Below are 16106 nucleotides of genomic sequence, written 5' to 3'. Positions count from 1 at the left end.
ACAAGATCGGGATATGCCTTCTCCCAAGCGGGTTGAAAGAAACAGTCCGGTGGAGGACGATCCTTAGCCAATGGCTTCATCTGCACGTTCCGAATAACTCAAACGTGGGTCATTATTCTCGGTAGGCGCAGTGCGACGTGAGAGTCACGCTGTGTCATCTGGTGAGGACCGGTCAAGTGCGCCAGTCAGCCCGGCTGGCCATCAGAGAGGGGCCGGAATGTCCGGCAGGCAACACAGGGAGACGGAATTAGCGCGGCAGATCCGGGCCCGTGGCCTGGCGGCGGGGCAGGCCCCCGCCCAGATCGCCGAGGAGATCTACGACAGGTGTGGTCCGCAGTTCGGGACCACCCGTATCAAGGGGCATCGCCTCGCCCACGGCGTCGCGCTGGCCGACGTGATCGAGCAGATACGGGCGCTGTTCGAACGCGACGGCAAGGCGGCGCCGGGGATCGGCGAGACGCTCCTGTCCGCGTACGAGAGCGGGCTCAAGCGGCCCGGTCCCGAGTATCTCCACTACCTGTGCTCCGCCTACCGGGTCGAACCGGCCTCTCTCGGCTACGACGGCCCGTGCATCTGCGGCCACGACCACAGGGCGCCCGTGGTGGCCGGGAGTGATCTCCAGAACAGAAGACCCGACACTTCCCCCGGGACGCGCGAGCCGCTGAACCGCCCGGCTGGCGGCGACCCCTCCGCGAACGGGGGCGAGGAGGACGAGAACGTGCTACGGAGGACGCTATTACAGCTCCTGGCCGGCGCCGGCGTGACGCTGGACGGCCAGTTGCTCGGATCGGTCGAGAACGTGCGCAGGAGGATGGACGAGACCCTGGTGTCGGCCACCGTCTCACCCGCGATGCTCGACCAGTGGGAGGAAGCCACGCTCGGCTTCGGACGGCAGTACATGAACACTCCGCCGCTGCGCCTGCTGTGCGACGTGCTGCTGGAGTTCAGCGCCGTCCGCAAGGCCATGGAGCATCGCCAGCCCGTCGACCTGCAGGAACGGCTGTGCCGCATGGCGGCCCAGCTCGCCGGTCTCAGCGGCATGATCATGGTCAACCTGGGCGACCACAGGATGGCCCGGTCCTTCTTCCGGACGGGCCGGATGGCCGCCGACGACACCGGCGACCGGGCGCTGCGAGCCTGGGTCATCGCCCGGGAGGCGCTGGTGCCGCTGTACTACGGCGATCCGCGTGAGGCGCTGAACCTCGCGCGCAAGAGCCGCGACCTGGCGGGACAGACGCCGTGCGCGGCCCAGGCCATGGCCCCGGTCTTCGAGGCCCGCGCGCTCGCGATGATGGCGGGCGGAGGCAAGAAGGACGTGGTGGACCAGGCCAAGCGGGCGCTGTCGCGGGCCAGGGCGGCGTTCTCCCAGATGACCGCCTCCGAGCAGGACGACGCCACCTTCGGCTACACCGAGCGCCAGCTCTACTTCCACCAGGGCGACGCCCTCGTCAGGCTGGGCCAGCCGATGGAGGCCGACCTCATCCTGGAGCAGGCGCTCACCAAGTACGGCCCGTCCGACTGGCTCGACCCGACGATCATCAAGCTCGACCGGGCCAAGTGCCGCCTGCTGGAGGGCGATGTCGAGGAGGCGCTGCGGATCGCCACGACGGCGCTGACGAGCCTGGGGGAGGGCTGCAGGCCCGACATCCTGATGCAGCGGGCCTACGAGGTGGCCAAGGCGGTCGAGACCAGGGCCCCGGGCCACCCCGCCCTCAAGGAGTATCTGGAGGCGGTGCGCACCGCGTCGGTGACGGCCCCGATCACGGGCGAGGTGCTGTGAGGGTACGCCGCTACCGCTGGTCCGATCTCGAGTCCGTGTGGGCGCTGCACCAGATCTGCCTCGCGCAGGTCGGTCTGGCTCCGGGAGACGGCGTCTACTACGAGGACGACTTCCCGCGGATCAACGAGATCTACCTGGCGGATCGGGGGGAGTTCCTGGTCGGGGAGTCCGATGGCGGGCGGGTGGTCGCCATGGGCGGCCTCCGCCGTATCGACGACCGGACCGCCGAGATGTGCCGCATCCGGGTGCACCCGGAGTTCCAGCGGCGCGGGTTCGGCGCCAGGATCGTCGCGGAGCTGGAGGCGCGGGCGATCGCGCTCGGTTACACACGGCTCCGCGGCGACACCACACTGAACCAGCCCGCCGCGATCGAGCTGTACCGCAAGTACGGCTGGCGCGAGATCGGCCGCGAGGAACACGGGGGATGTGTGGTGATTTATGGCGAAAAGGAACTGGTTGAAGCGGTGACTCCTTTGTTGAACCAGCACTAATTCAGACTCTTTCGGCATTTGATGTTTGCCCCGTGATGCCACGCCGGAATACTTGCTTCTCGTACCTGTAGTCCCTTTCCTATGGGGTCACGATGAAGAAGATCATCGTTCACAAGCCCGGCACCGTCCGGCTGAGTGGCACGGCCAGCGCCATCCACGAGGGCTGAGGCAGCCGGCCCGTCGCCACCGTCATCGGCCGTGGCGCGGGCTCGGCTCCGGCGAAGGCGCGCGGAGACCCATGATCCGCCCCTGCCGGCCCGGAGGCACCGTACCCTGCAGGGTGACACCGTACGATCCGACCTTCAGGGTCTGACCTCCAGGGATGAAAGATGAGCGAGCGAGTCGACAGGACCGGCGTGGGCCGGGCGCGGGCGGGCGGGCGGCGCCGATGAGTCCCGCGGCGGAGTTCGTGCTGACGCTGTCCTGCCCGGACCGCCCCGGGGTGGTGGCCGCGGTCTCCGGTCTCCTGGCCGGGCACGGCTGCAACATCCTGGAGAGCCAGCAGTTCGGCGACCCCGTCTCCCAGCGGTTCTTCATGCGGGTGCAGTTCGCCTCACCGGTCCCCGAGGCCGAGCTCCGTACGGCCCTCGCCGCGCTCGCCCCGGAGTTCGGCATGGAGCCCAAACTGCGGGACACCGCCGTCAAGCCGCGCGTTCTGGTGATGGTCAGCAGGTTCGGCCACTGCCTCAACGACCTCCTCTACCGGACGCGCTCGGGCCTGCTCGACATCGAGATCGTCGCCGTGGTCTCCAACCACCCCGACATGCGGCCGCTGACCCAGTCGTACGGCATCGACTACCACCACCTGCCGGTCACCGCCGAGACCAAGGCCCGGCAGGAGGCGGAGGTGCTGGCGCTGGTCGACCACTACCGCGCCGACCTGGTGGTGCTCGCCCGCTACATGCAGGTGCTGTCGGAGGACCTCTGCGTCAAGCTCGCCGGCAACGTGATCAACATCCACCACTCGTTCCTGCCGTCGTTCAAGGGCGCCAAGCCGTACCACCAGGCCCACTCGCGCGGGGTGAAGCTGATCGGCGCGACCGCCCACTACGTCACCGCCGACCTCGACGAGGGGCCGATCATCGAGCAGGAGGTGGCGCGGGTCAACCACACCCACTCCGCCGACGACCTGGCCGCCATCGGGCGCGACGTCGAGTGCCAGGTCCTCGCCCGCGCCGTGCGCTGGCACAGCGAGCAGCGGGTCCTCCTCGACGGCCACAAGACCATCGTCTTCCCCCGCTGAGGCCGCCCGTCGTTCCGGCCCTCCCGCAGGGAGACCCGGGGAGGGCCGGAGACCGGGGGAGGGCCGGAGAAGAGCCGGGGGAGGGCCGCGTCAGACGGCCAGGCCGGTGTGGTGGGCCAGGAAGGTGAGCTGGTCGGCGGCCAGCTCGACGGTCCTGCTCACCGCGCGGGCGCCGTGACCCACCTCGGTCTCGTTGCGCAGCAGGATCGGCCGGTCCCCGGCCTGCGCGTGCTGCAGCGCGGCGCACGTCTTCCAGGCGTGCAGCGGGTGGACCCGGGTGTCCGACTGGAAGACGGTGAACAGCGTCGCCGGGTAGGACACGCCCTCCCGGACGTTGTGGTACGGCGAGTAGGCGTGCAGCCAGGCGAACTCGTCGGGCTTCTCGGCCGAGCCGTACTCGACGTTCCAGGTGGCGCCGAGGCCGAACAGCTCGTAGCGGACCATGTCCAGCAGCGGGGCCGAGCAGACGACGGCGGCGTACAGGTCGGGACGCTGGGTGAGCGCCGCGCCGACCAGCAGACCGCCGTTGGAGCCGCCGGAGATGCCGAGCCGGTCCGGGGTGGTGATCCCGGTGGCGATCAGGTGCTCGGCCGCCGCGTGCAGGTCGTCGAAGACGTTCTGCTTGTTGGCGAGCATCCCCGCGCGGTGCCACTCCTCGCCCTCCTCGCCGCCGCCGCGCAGCTGGGCGATGGCGTAGGCGCCGCCCGCCTCGACCCACGCCAGGATGGAGGCCGAGTAACCCGGCGACATCGACAGGCCGAAGCCGCCGTAGCCGTACAGGATGGTCGGGCGCGGGCCCTCGGCGCCGGGCTTGCTGATCACCAGCATGTGGACCTCGGTGCCGTCGGCCGAGCGGTAGGCCACCTGCTCCGTGTGGACGGCGGGCACCTCGACGACGCCGGGGGAGGCGGCCCACAGCGTGGTCTCGCCGGTGCGGGCGTCGTAGCGCTGGATGGTCGGCGGGGTGGTGTTGTCGGTGTAGCCGAACCACGCCTCGTGGCCGCCCTCGGGGCGCTCGGTGATGCCGCCGATCGTGCCCAGGCCGGGCGTGGGCACCTCCCCGACGCGCTCGCCGGTCGCCAGGTCGTGAACGGTGATCTCGCTGATCGCGTGGCGGGTCCAGCCGACGAGCATGACCGGCCGGTCGAGGTCGTCGAGGATCGCGTAGTCGGTGAGCACCGCCTCGGGGTCCTGCGGGATCAGGTCGCGCCACTGCTCGGCCAGCGGCTCCGAGGGGTCGGTCACGCAGATCCGGCCGCGCGGTGCGTCGCGGTCGGTGAAGACGTACAGCAGGCCGTCGCGGCCGAAGTGCAGCGCGGTCTGGGCGTCCACGCCCTCCTGGACGACGGTCAGCTCGGGCGAGTCGGGGGTGGAGGCGGACAGGTCGGCCACCCACAGGTCGTTGCGCGGCGCGGTGCCGCGGGAGGCGGAGATCTGCAGCCGGCGGCCGTCGCGCGAGACCGCCACCCCGTAGTAGTTGGTCTTCTCCATCCCCTCGCCGAAGATCAGCACGTCGTCCTCGGTGGAGGTGCCGACCCGGTGGAGGTAGACGCGGCGGTGGAACTGCTCCTCGCCCTCGGGGACCTCCGTGGAGGGGAGCCGGCGCACGTAGTAGAAGGCCTCCCCGCCGGGCAGCCAGGCCACCGGGGAGTAGCGGCACCGGTCGATCGGCCCCTCGATCCGCTCTCCCGTCGCGACGTCCATGAGGTAGAGGCTGGACTCCTCGTCGCCGCCCACCGAGACCTGGTAGGCGAGCAGACGGCCCTCCTTGTCGGGCTGCCAGGCGTCGAGGGTGGTGAGCCCGGTCGGGTCGATCGCCATCGGGTCGAACAGCGCCCGCTCCGCGCCGCCGGGATCGGCGGTGTAGAGCACCGCGTGCTCCTGGTCGGGGGTGCGGCGGGTGAAGAACGCCCGGTTCCCGCGCCAGACCGGAGCCCCCACCGAGCCGGACCGGAGCAGCTCGGCGATCCGCGACCGGAACGCCTCACGTCCGGGCAGGGCGCTCATCTCGGCCGCGAACAGCTTCTCCTGCGCGGCCAGCCACCCCTCGGTGGCGGGGTCGTCGGGATCCTCCAGCCACCGGTAGGGATCGGAGACAGGGGTGCCGTGCAGGTTCTCGACGATGTCGTCACGGCTGGCTGGAGGGTAGGGCTGTCGCGTCATGGCAGGAACCCTACGACCTCCGGCGGCGTCCCGGCATCACCAGCGCGCCGGGCGGAACCGATGCGCCGGAAGAGGAGTTAAAAACTGGTAATGCGGGCATAAAACGTACCAGGCGTCTCTCCAGCCTTTTATGGGTGGCGGGAACGACGATGCAGAAGCCAAACTTGGTGAAGGACGGCGCCGGGGTGACCATCCGCTGGGCCGTCCGGCGGAGGTCATCGTGACGGAAACATCCGGGCCTCAGGAGGGGCCGCCAGTCGGGGTACGCCACGGCGTGCCCTCTCACATGACGACCCTGACGACGTGTGCGGCGGGAGATGCTCGCTGATGCGCCAGGTCCTGCTCTTGAACGCCACCTACGAACCCCTGACCACGCTTTCCCTGCACCGGGCCGTCGTGCTCGTGCTGCGGGAGAAGGCCGACGTCGTGCACCGTGACGGGCAGGGCGCCGTGATCCGCTCGGCGAGCCGTATCCTCGACGCGCCCTCGGTGATCAGGCTGCGCAGGTACGTCCGCATTCCGTACCGGTCGCGGATCCCGCTGACCCGGACCGCGCTGATGCGCCGCGACGACCACCGCTGCGCCTACTGCGGCCAGCGGGCCGAGACCATCGACCACGTGATCCCGCGCTCCCGGGGCGGCACCCACACGTGGGAGAACTGCGTGGCCTCGTGCATGCCGTGCAACCACCGCAAGGCCGACCGGATGCTGGAGGAGCTGGGATGGACGCTCAGCGTCGCCCCGGTGGTGCCGCACGGCGTCCACTGGCGGCTGATCGGCGCGCACAACGTCGGCGACCCCCTGTGGGCCCCCTATCTCGCGGAGAGCGCGGCGTGAGCGTTCGCGGGGCCACGGGGTGACGGCCGGATGACCTGGACGTTCACCTCGGACGTCGAGGAGTACGCCAGGGCGGCGGAACCGCTGCTGCTGCGCGACCCGGTCCGCAACACCATGCCGCTCACGGTCCTGCGCGCCATACGCGCCGGGCTGTGGGGCGAGGACCTGCTGCTGGGCTGGCTGGAGCGGGGCGGCGAGGTCGTCGCGGCGGCGAGCCAGACGCCGCCCCGCCCCCTGCTGCTCCCCGACGTCCCCGCCGACGCCGTGCGCGACCTGGCCACCCGGCTCATCGAGGCGGAGCGGCGGGTGCCCGGCGTCTCGGGGCCGGCGGAAGCGGCCGAGGCATTCGCCGCCGCCTGGTGGCGGCCGGAGGCGGGGCGCCGCTCCGAGCGCCTCTACCGGATCGGCACCCTCCGCGCGCCGTCGCCCGCCGCCGAGGGCGCCGCCCGCACCGCCGTCGCCGCCGACCTCGACCTGCTCGTCGCCTGGAACGCCGCCTTCCAGGAGGAGGAGCACGAGTCCGTGGCGTTCGACCTGACGCCGCTGGTGGCCAGCAGGATCACCCGGGAGGAGTTCCTGCTGTGGGAGGTGGGCGGCGAGCCGGTCGCGTTCGCCGGGGTCTCGGCGCCCCTCGCGGGCGTGTCCAGGATCGGCCCCGTCTACACGCCGCCCGCCCTCCGCCGCCGCGGGTACGGCACGGCCGTCACCCACGCCGCGACGGCCGGGGCGCTCGCCGGGGGCGCCACCGAGGTGCTGCTCTTCACCAACCTGGCCAATCCCACGTCCAACGCGATCTATCAGGCGATCGGGTACGTCCCCGTCGCCGACTACGCCTCCGTCGCGTTCGCGTGAGTACGCTTGTGTGCCATGCCGCGCTATGAATTCCGCTGCCGCTCCTGCGGCTCCTCTTTCGAGGTCTCCCGGCCGATGGCCCGCTCCGACGAGCCCGCCTCCTGCCCGCGGGGGCACGACGACACCGTCAGGCTGCTGTCCACGGTCGCCGTCACCGGCGCGTCCGGCGGCGCCGCCTCCCGCCCCGCCGGTGGCGGAGGCGGCTGCTGCGGGGGCGGTTGCTGCGGCTGACCGCCTCGGCTCCGCCTGACGCGACCCGGGGGTCCGTCCACCCTCGGAGGGGCCGCCTCGGCTCCGCCTGACGCAACCCGGGGCGGCCGGCCCTCGGCAGGGACCGCCCCGGGCGGCGTCGGGGCGCTGTTCCCGCGGCCCCGGCGCGCGGGGCCCGCGGGACGGCGCCGGTGGGTGTCAGGCCGCCCGCTTGCCCTGGAAGGGCAGGAAGTCGGTGGCGAGGTGCGGCCGGGCGGGGACGAAGGTCGGCTCGGTGGCGATGATCCGGTCGAACCGGAAGGCCCGGATGCCGCGCCGCAGCCGGCACATGCCCACGAGATACCAGTGATCGCGGTGGACCATGCACGTCACCGGGTCGACCTCGCGGACGGTGATGCGGCCCGACACGTCCCGGTAGTGCAGGCGGACCACCATGCGCGAGGTGATGGCGGCCGCGATGGTCCGGGCCCGGTCGGCTACCGCGTCGGGCATCGGTTCGGTGAGGGTCGCCAGCGTGGTGGCGACGACCTCGTCGTCGAGGTGGAGCTGTTCGAACGCGTGGCGCAGGCCGAGGCGGGCGGCGGTGGCCTGCGGGCCCGAGCCGAGGTGGGCGAGGGACAGGGCGAGGGCGGCGATTTCGGCGGTCGTCAGCGGGTTGGCAGGGGATTTCGTGACGTTTGCCATGTCTTCATGGTACGTCCGAACACCGACATTTTTCGAAAATCCTCTCGGATGCGACGGGACGTATCCGAGAGGATTCCGAGGTCGGAGCGACGGCTGCGACAACCCCGGCGAGGCGCCGGGGGGAAACCGGGGACGATCAGCGCGACAGCTGCGACAGGTCCCGCGAGGCGCCGGTGGAGGCCGAGGTGGTCAGCGCGGCATAGGCCTGCAGGGCGGCGCTCACCGGGCGGTGGCGGTCACGCGGCCGGTAGCCGCCCAGCTCGGCCAGGAGCCGCTGCCGGCGGGCCGACAGCTCCTCCTCGGAGACCTTCAGCTCGATCGAGCGGCCCGGGATGTCGATCTCGACGAGGTCGCCGTCCTCGACCAGGGCGATGAGGCCGCCCTCGGCCGCCTCCGGGGAGGCGTGGCCGATGGACAGCCCGCTGGTGCCGCCGGAGAAGCGGCCGTCGGTGACCAGCGCGCACGCCTTGCCCAGGCCCCTGCCCTTCAGGAACGAGGTGGGGTAGAGCATCTCCTGCATGCCCGGCCCGCCCTTGGGACCCTCGTACCGGATCACCACGACGTCCCCGGCCTTGACCCGGTCACCGAGGATGCCCTCGACGGCCTCCTCCTGCGACTCGAACACAACGGCCGGCCCGGTGAACCTCCAGATCGACTCGTCCACCCCGGCGGTCTTGACGATGCAGCCGTCGACGGCGATGTTGCCGTAGAGGACGGCCAGGCCCCCGTCGCGGGTGTAGGCGTGCTCCAGGTCGCGTACGCAGCCCCCCGCCCGGTCCAGGTCGAGCGACTCCCAGCGGGAGTCCTGGGAGTAGGGCTTGACGGTGCGCACGTTGCCCGGGGCGGCGTGCCACAGCTCCAGGGCCTCGGGCCGGACGTTCGCCGAGCACGGGTCCCAGGCGTCGAGGACGTCGCCCAGGGTCCCGCCGGAGACGGACCGCGCGTCACGGTGGATCAGCCCGGCGCGGTCCAGCTCGCCGAGGATGGCGGGGATGCCGCCCGCGCGGTGGACGTCCTCGACGTGGTACTCGGAGGTGGCCGGGGCCACCTTGCACAGGCACGGCACCCGCAGGGAGATCTCGTTGATCTCCTTGAGGCCGAAGTCGACCCCGGCCTCGCGGGCCGCGGCGAGGATGTGCAGGATCGTGTTGGTCGAGCCGCCCATCGCCACGTCCAGCGCCATGGCGTTCTCGAACGCGTCCCTGGTGGCGATGTTGCGCGGCAGGACGCTCTCGTCGCCGTCCTCGTAGTAGCGGCGGGTGATCTCCACCAGCTGCCGCCCGGCGTCCTCGAACAGCTTCTTGCGCGCCGTGTGCGTGGCCAGGATCGTGCCGTTGCCCGGCAGCGCCAGGCCGATGGCCTCGGCGAGGCAGTTCATCGAGTTGGCGGTGAACATCCCGCTGCACGAGCCGCAGGTCGGGCAGGCGTTCTCCTCCATCTCCAGCAGCTCGGCGTCCGAGACGCTGTCGTCGGCGGCCGCCACCATGGGGTCGATCAGGTCGAGCTTGCGGCCCGGCGTCTTGCCGGCCTCCATCGGGCCGCCGGAGACGAAGATCGTGGGGATGTTGAGCCGGAAGGCGGCCAGCAGCATGCCCGGGGTGATCTTGTCGCAGTTGGAGACGCAGATCAGGGCGTCGGCGCAGTGCGCGTTGACCATGTACTCGACCGCGTCGGCGATCAGCTCGCGGCTGGGCAGCGAGTACAGCATGCCGCCGTGGCCCATGGCGATGCCGTCGTCGACCGCGATCGTGTTGAACTCGCGCGGGATCGCGCCCGCCTCGCGGATCGCCCCGGCCACCACGTCGCCGACCTCGCGGAGGTGGACGTGCCCGGGGACGAACTGGGTGAAGCTGTTGGCCACCGCGATGATCGGCTTGCCGAAGTCATCGCCCGCCACGCCCGTCGCCCGAAGCAGGGCCCGGGCTCCGACCATGTTCCTGCCGTGGGTGACCGTACGTGACCTGAGGGCGGGCATGAGGCTTCTCCCATCATCGCGACCGTGTCCTCAAATGGTACGGCCACCTCCCAGTGCGTGAGACGTCGTGTCCATTCCACGAGACGGAGGTGTCACAACGCGGGACGGTCCCGCGTCCCGCGGCCCCTCACGGGAGGGGCCGGGGGGAGAAGCGCGTGACGGGGGCCCGGGGGCGGTCAGTCCTCGGGGTAACGGGCGGGCAGCACCTCGGCGGCGGTGCGGTAGATCATGTCGATCTCCTCCGCGGTCAGCGACCGCTCCCGCTTGGTGATCCACTTGCGGACGCGGCTGCCGTCGAAGACGTCCACCTCGCGGACGTTGAGGATCTTCCACGGGATCGCCGGGCCGTAGATGGCGAGGGAGGGGATGATCGTGATCTCGCGGCCCAGCGCCTTGCCGATCAGCTCGCTCGCCTGGGCCGCCTCCCAGCGCGCCTCGTCGAGGCGGGGCTTCTGGTTGAACGGGCCGTGGAACAGCTTGCGGTGCGACTGGACGCGGACCGGCAGGCGCTTGTCCCACTTCTCGGAGTCGACGGCGTAGACGCCGGTGGGGCCGACGACCAGGTGGTCGATCTGGGCCTCGCTGCTCGGGATGGCCCGGGCGTGCAGGGTGCGGTAGCCGCGCCGTTCCAGCCCCTTGAGCTGTGCCTCCGTGCGCCGTTCCGCGACCGAGGCGCGCCGCCAGGCGGGCACGGTGGAGTGCGAGCGGGCGCGGACCACGGTGTCGGCGATCGCCGCGAGCACGGCGGCGGTGAGGCCCAGCCGCCAGCTCGCCAGCAGCACCCCCGCGACGACGCCCACGATGACGGCGATCAGCGCGCGCCGGCGCAGGTGGCCGTACCTGGGGTCGTCGAACAGCTCGCGCAGGGAGGCGCGCCTGACGGGCACGGGCTCGGGCTCTGGCACGGTGGGTCGGGGCGCCGGCCTGTCGTCGGCCGACCGGTCACTGACCCAAATCGGTGACGCGTTGTTACCGTCTTCTGGTACCTGGCCGGAATCCACGTAACTCACGGTAGCTGACGCCCCCAGGGGTGCCTAGTATTGGGTTTCTCATACTTTTGTGACCGTCATTGCCCGCTTGGGCCGCAGGCAACCGGGTATCTACATATTTCCTCTCTAGAGAACCCGGTGTCACCGGCCGCCGCGCGGACAGCGCGCACGTGCGTGATCTTAGCGCCCCGGCCGCCGGTGAAGCCCCGTGCCGGACCGCGGCGTCCGCCGAAACCGGTACGTGGTACTCGGGTTTCTGATATGACATGCGTTCCTTTCCCGATATCGGGTAAAGGCCCGGGTCGGGCCGGAGTCGGCCCTGCCGTTCATATTTCGCGGGGGGAATGGTGCGAAAGGCGCCGGACCAGGCGTTCGCCTATCTCACAGGCCTCCTGGCCGAGGCGCGCGACAGGAGTGGTCGCGCGGACCGCAGGGCCGCCGCCCTGGCCGGGACGGCCCTCATCGGCGGGCTGACGGCCGCCCGGCTGACGCCGCGCGACCTCCCGGCCGAGGTGAGCTGGCTGTGGTGGGCGGGCCTGTTCCTGTGCGCGATGGCGATCGTGACGCTCGCCGCCGCGCTCTGGCCGTACAGCGCCCGCCTCGCCGCGCGGGCCGTGGAGCGCCGCCGCTTCTACTCGGCCCGGGTGTCCGCGCCGCGCCCGTCCTCCGACGGGGCGTTCCCCGCCGGCGCCTTCCGCGCCGGTCCGCGCGCCGCCGGCCCGGCCGACGACTCCCGGGCCGGGGCCTTCTCCGAGAGCGCCCTCGCCGAGCTGCGCGCCCGCACCGCCGGCCGGGACGCGGGCCGGGACGGGGCCCGGGACGCGACGGTCCAGGTCGACCGGCTGGTGCGCCGGGCCGGCCGGCTCGGCGCCGTCGCCGACGTCAAGCAGCGCTACGTCCACCGGGGCCTGGTCCTGCTGCTGCTCGCGGCCTCCTGCTGCCTGGTCTCGGCGGTGGCCGGCGAGCTGATGACGTCGTGGGACCTGTCCGGCAGGCCCATGGCCCCGCCGCCCGTACGGCAGGCCGAGCCTCCGCCCTGGCGCTGCGACCCGGTGGACGGCTGCGGACGCCCGCTCTGATCGGGGCTCCGGCTGCGGACGTCCGCGCCGGTCAGAGCTCCAGGAGGCCCGCCAGGTGCGCGGCGATGTCCGCCAGCAGCGTCGAGGGCGCCACCGGGACGCCCGCGACGGCCGAGAACAGACTGGGCAGGCCGGGCAGCGGGAAACCGTCCTCGGCGGACGCCGCGGCGCCCACGTCGTTCTTGGACAGGACGGCCCGGCTGCGCTCCCAGGCGTCGAGGACCTCCTCGGGGGAGGGGACGCCGAACCCGTGGCCCACCGGGGCGGCGTGGCGCAGCCGTACGAGGGGCGTCTCGGCGAAGGCCAGGGCCATCCGGGCGCGCAGGGCGAGGTCGTCGCGGACGTGGGGCCCGACCCAGTCCATCGCGGTGCAGGGGTTGCGGCAGGAGGTCACGCAGGTGGCCAGGGCGCCCGCCACCTGGCTGTGCTGGCGGTCGAAGTAGGCCCGCCACCCCTCGGCGGGTTCCCCGGCCACCCGCAGGGTCCGGTTGGCGGCCGACTGCTCGGACTTGGTGTGGTCGCACTCGCGGTCGCCGATCACGCCGAACCTGCTGCCCGGCGCGCTCAGCCCCACCGGCCAGCGGGCGGGGTCGCCCGCGTTGCCGAGCGCGGGCTCGAAGGCGAGCAGCGGGAGATACTCGCTGGCGATGTGCAGGGCGGCCACCATGGAGCTCAGCTCGCGCCGGTGCCACCGGACGGCGATCACCTCCAGCAGCAGCCCGTAGGCCGGGCGCAGCGACGCGAGCGCGCCGCGCGGCTGCTCCCGGGGCGTCTGGGGCATGGTGCAGGCCCGCGCGCGCCGCCGCAGGTCGGCGGGTACGCCGCGCGCCTCGGCCGCGAAGTCCTCGGCGTCGAGCGAGAGCAGCCGCTGGCCGAACTCGCACACGGTCTCGACGGCGCCCGCCTCCCCGATCACCTCCGGGGCGAGCGCCCCGACGTCGCCGAAGGCGTACCTCCGCGCCAGGGAGACGAGAAGGTCGCGCGCCGATTCCACCTGATCACCTTTCGGAGTCGCCGATGCCGGGAATGTCGCCCACACGGACCGCGCCCCCGCCACGAAGGGCGGGGGCGCGGCCGGGACGCGCGGGTCAGGACGCCGCGGCGGCGTCCTTGGCCTGGGCGCGCAGGGCGCGGCCGATGCCGTCGGCGCCCTCCAGCAGCAGGCGCCGCAGGGCCTGCGGGGGCTGCTCCGCCGAGATCAGGTCCTGGGTCCTCGCCACGGTCTGCGGGGAGATGGCCAGGGCCGGGTAGCAGCCGACGGCGAAGTTCTGCGCCGAGTCGAAGGTCCAGGTGCTCCAGATGTGGACGATCTGCTCGAAGTACTTCGCCCCGTACGGCTCCAGCAGGTCCGGGTGGTTCGGGTCCATGAAGCCGAGGATGGTCGAGCGGAGCATCGCGCCGCTCAGCCTGCCCTCGGTCATGGTCGCCCACGCCTTGGCCTTGCCCTGGGGCGTCGGGAGCGCGGCGCGGCAGCGCGCGGCGGAGCGCTCGCCGGTGGCGGTGGAGTCGCGCATCAGCTCCTCGGCGATGTCCTCCTCGCCGAGCACGCCGCCGGAGACCAGGGCCTGGATCAGGGTCCAACGCAGGTCGGCGTCGACGGTCAGCCCGTCGAGCACGGCCGTGCCGTCCAGCAGGCCCGACAGGAACGACAGGTCCTCGGCGGAGGTCGCCACGGAGGCCAGGGCGTTGACGTAGGCGAGCTGGTGGTCGGAGCCGGGCTCGGCGCCGGCGACGAGGGAACGCAGGCCGGAGGCCAGCAGGGCGAGGCCCTCGGCGCGCCAGGCGGGGTCGGCGTACTGCTGGACGGCCTGGCGGGCCTGGCGGAGCACGGCCTGGGCGACCGAGATGTCCTTGATCGACGCGATGCCGGAGAGCGCCAGGGCCACGTAGTCGCGGGCGGGCATCTCGGCGTCGCGGGTCATGTCCCAGGCGGCCGACCAGCACAGGGCCCGCGGCAGCGACTCGGTGAACCTGTTGATGCCGCCCTCGACCAGCGTCCGCAGCGAGCGCTCGTCGAGCCGGAGCTTGGCGTAGGTCAGGTCGTCGTCGTTGAGCAGCACCAGGTCCGGCTGGACCTCGCCGACCAGCTCGGTCACGGCCGTGCGCGCGCCGACCACGTCGAGCTCGACGCGCTTGGTGCGGACCAGTTCCTCGCCGCGCAGGGAGTACAGGCCGACGGCGACGCGGTGCGAGCGCAGCGTCGGGTACTCGGCCGGGGCCTCCTGCAGCACCTCGAAGGAGGTGAAGCGGCCCTCGTCGTCGGTGGTGAACGACGGGCGCAGCGTGTTGACCCAGGCGGTCTCCAGCCACTCCTTGGACCAGGACGACAGGTCGCGGCCCGAGGTGCGCTCCAGCGCCCCCAGCAGGTCGGCGAGCGTGGTGTTGCCCCAGGCGTGCTCGTTGAAGTAGTCGCGGACGCCGGCCAGGAAGTTGTCCAGGCCGACGTAGGCCACGAGCTGCTTGAGCACCGAGGCGCCCTTGGCGTAGGTGATGCCGTCGAAGTTGACCTCGACCGCCTGCATGTCGACGATGTCGGCGGCGATCGGGTGGGTCGAGGGGAGCTGGTCCTGCCGGTAGGCCCAGGCCTTCTCCACGTTGGCGAAGGTGGTCCAGGCGCCCTGGCCCCAGCGGGTGGCCTCCGACTGGCAGAGCACCGAGGCGTAGGTGGCGAACGACTCGTTCAGCCACAGGTCGTCCCACCAGCGCATGGTGACCAGGTCGCCGAACCACATGTGCGCCATCTCGTGCAGGATCGTCTCGGCGCGGCGCTCGATGATCGCGTCGGTGACGCGGGAGCGGAAGACGTAGTCCTCCAGGAAGGTCACGCAGCCGGCGTTCTCCATCGCGCCCGCGTTGAACTCCGGCACGAACAGCTGGTCGTACTTGCCGAACGGGTAGCGGATCCCGAAGACCCGGTGGAAGAAGTCGAAGCCCTGCCGGGTGACCTCGAAGATGTTGTCGGGGTCGAGGTGCTCGGCGAGCGAGGCCCGGCAGTAGATGCCCAGCGGGATGCCGTCGTGCTCGGAGGTCACCTTGTGGTACGGCCCGGCGCACAGCGCGGTGATGTAGGTGCTCATCACCGGCGTGGCGGGGAAGTGCCAGCGCTTGGCGTCCTGCAGGGCGCCGTGCTTGCCGCGGTGCCCCTCCAGCTCCTGGACCTCGTCGGGCGCGGCGTTGGAGACGACCTCCCAGTGCGAGGGCGCGAGCACGGTCAGCTCGAAGGTCGCCTTGAGGTCGGGCTGGTCGAAGCAGGCGTACATCCGGTGGGCGTCGGCCGTCTCGAACTGGCTGTGCAGGTAGACGTTCTTGTCGACGGGGTCCACGAAGCGGTGCAGGCCCTCGCCGGTGTGCGAGTAGCGGCAGTCGGCGTCGACGCGCAGCTCGTTGACCTCGGCGAGGTCCGGCAGCGGCAGCCGCCCGGTCTCCGGGTCGTAGGCGCTCACGTCCAGCTCGACGCCGTTCAGCACCGCCGAACGGATCCTGGCGTCGGCCAGCTCGATGAACGTCCCGGCACCGGCCCGCTCGCTGGTGAAGCGGACCGTGGTGACGCTCTCGAAGCGCTCCTCACCCTCGGTCAGGTCGAGCTCCACCGCGTACGACTGCACGCTGAGCAGCCGCGCGCGCTCGCGGGCCTCGTCACGGGTCAGATTGCCTGCCACCACAGCTCCCTCGTCACAACTCCTCCGCTCCCTTGCGAAGGGTCCATCGAATCCTGCCATGCGGGGCGGGGGAACGCCGCCTCGGGGACCGCGGGTCGGCCGGTCACCTCATTCGAGGATAAAGCGGCCGGTGGACGTGGGGGC

At 71.9% G+C, this 16106-nt stretch carries 13 protein-coding genes; 7 read left to right on the top strand and 6 right to left on the bottom strand.

Annotated features, from left to right (window positions below):
- Nucleotides 1-217 precede the first annotated feature (217 nt).
- From HDA43_RS20130 to purU, 3 genes are all read left to right on the top strand, one after another.
- Nucleotides 218-1780: an NsdA family TPR-like regulatory protein gene (locus HDA43_RS20130; RefSeq protein WP_179823994.1), complete on the top strand. Its 1563-nt coding sequence runs from the start codon at nt 218-220 to the stop codon at nt 1778-1780.
- A complete protein-coding gene (locus HDA43_RS20125) occupies nt 1777-2271 on the top strand; it encodes a GNAT family N-acetyltransferase (RefSeq protein WP_179823992.1) in 495 nt (164 codons plus the stop codon). Before HDA43_RS20130 ends, HDA43_RS20125 begins: the two co-directional genes overlap by 4 nt.
- Before the next feature lie 388 nt (nt 2272-2659).
- Nucleotides 2660-3514 (top strand): formyltetrahydrofolate deformylase, encoded by an 855-nt coding sequence (gene purU, locus HDA43_RS20120; RefSeq protein WP_179823990.1) that lies wholly within the window; start codon nt 2660-2662, stop codon nt 3512-3514.
- Nucleotides 3515-3604: 90 nt separating this feature from the next.
- Here the strand turns inward: purU and HDA43_RS20115 are convergent, their stop codons facing one another.
- The gene (locus HDA43_RS20115; RefSeq protein ID WP_179823988.1) at nt 3605-5677 is read right to left on the bottom strand and encodes a prolyl oligopeptidase family serine peptidase; all 2073 of its coding nucleotides are present in this window, start codon (nt 5675-5677) and stop codon (nt 3605-3607) included.
- 327 nt (nt 5678-6004) lie between these two features.
- Between HDA43_RS20115 and HDA43_RS20110 the strand changes: the two genes are divergently transcribed.
- From HDA43_RS20110 to HDA43_RS20100, 3 genes are read left to right on the top strand one after another with little or no spacing between them, the layout of a single operon-like run.
- Nucleotides 6005-6514, top strand: coding sequence for an HNH endonuclease (locus tag HDA43_RS20110; RefSeq protein WP_179826253.1), 510 nt, complete (start codon nt 6005-6007; stop codon nt 6512-6514).
- A gap of 30 nt (nt 6515-6544) precedes the next feature.
- Nucleotides 6545-7366: a GNAT family N-acetyltransferase gene (locus HDA43_RS20105; RefSeq protein ID WP_179823986.1), complete on the top strand. Its 822-nt coding sequence runs from the start codon at nt 6545-6547 to the stop codon at nt 7364-7366.
- Between the two features lie 15 nt (nt 7367-7381).
- Nucleotides 7382-7597 (top strand): FmdB family zinc ribbon protein, encoded by a 216-nt coding sequence (locus HDA43_RS20100; RefSeq protein ID WP_179823984.1) that lies wholly within the window; start codon nt 7382-7384, stop codon nt 7595-7597.
- Between the two features lie 177 nt (nt 7598-7774).
- On the opposite strand, the gene HDA43_RS20095 is transcribed toward HDA43_RS20100, so the two are convergent.
- From HDA43_RS20095 to HDA43_RS20085, 3 genes are all read right to left on the bottom strand, one after another.
- Nucleotides 7775-8260, bottom strand: a complete 486-nt coding sequence (locus HDA43_RS20095; protein ID WP_179823982.1) for a helix-turn-helix transcriptional regulator — start codon at nt 8258-8260, stop codon at nt 7775-7777.
- A 136-nt stretch (nt 8261-8396) separates the two neighbouring features.
- Complete coding sequence (gene ilvD, locus HDA43_RS20090) at nt 8397-10235, bottom strand: dihydroxy-acid dehydratase (RefSeq protein WP_179823980.1); 1839 nt, start codon at nt 10233-10235, stop codon at nt 8397-8399.
- 176 nt (nt 10236-10411) lie between these two features.
- The gene (locus HDA43_RS20085; protein WP_312873458.1) at nt 10412-11122 is read right to left on the bottom strand and encodes a nuclease-related domain-containing protein; all 711 of its coding nucleotides are present in this window, start codon (nt 11120-11122) and stop codon (nt 10412-10414) included.
- 446 nt (nt 11123-11568) lie between these two features.
- Here HDA43_RS20085 and HDA43_RS20080 point away from each other — a divergent pair, with 446 nt between their 5' ends.
- Nucleotides 11569-12303 carry a Pycsar system effector family protein gene (locus HDA43_RS20080; protein ID WP_179823976.1) on the top strand — a complete coding sequence of 245 codons (735 nt, stop codon included), beginning with the start codon at nt 11569-11571 and terminating at the stop codon, nt 12301-12303.
- A gap of 31 nt (nt 12304-12334) precedes the next feature.
- Here the strand turns inward: HDA43_RS20080 and HDA43_RS20075 are convergent, their stop codons facing one another.
- On the bottom strand, nt 12335-13297 hold the full coding sequence (locus HDA43_RS20075; RefSeq protein ID WP_179823974.1) for a hypothetical protein: 963 nt from the start codon (nt 13295-13297) through the stop codon (nt 12335-12337).
- 94 nt (nt 13298-13391) lie between these two features.
- A complete protein-coding gene (gene pepN, locus HDA43_RS20070; protein ID WP_179823971.1) occupies nt 13392-15962 on the bottom strand; it encodes an aminopeptidase N in 2571 nt (856 codons plus the stop codon).
- Nucleotides 15963-16106: the final 144 nt, after the last annotated feature.

It is taken from the genome of Streptosporangium sandarakinum (assembly GCF_013409935.1).
In the GTDB taxonomy this organism is placed as follows: domain Bacteria; phylum Actinomycetota; class Actinomycetes; order Streptosporangiales; family Streptosporangiaceae; genus Streptosporangium; species Streptosporangium nondiastaticum.
Note: the sequence above shows the minus strand (reverse complement) of the source record. Positions and strands in the feature narration are given on the sequence as shown.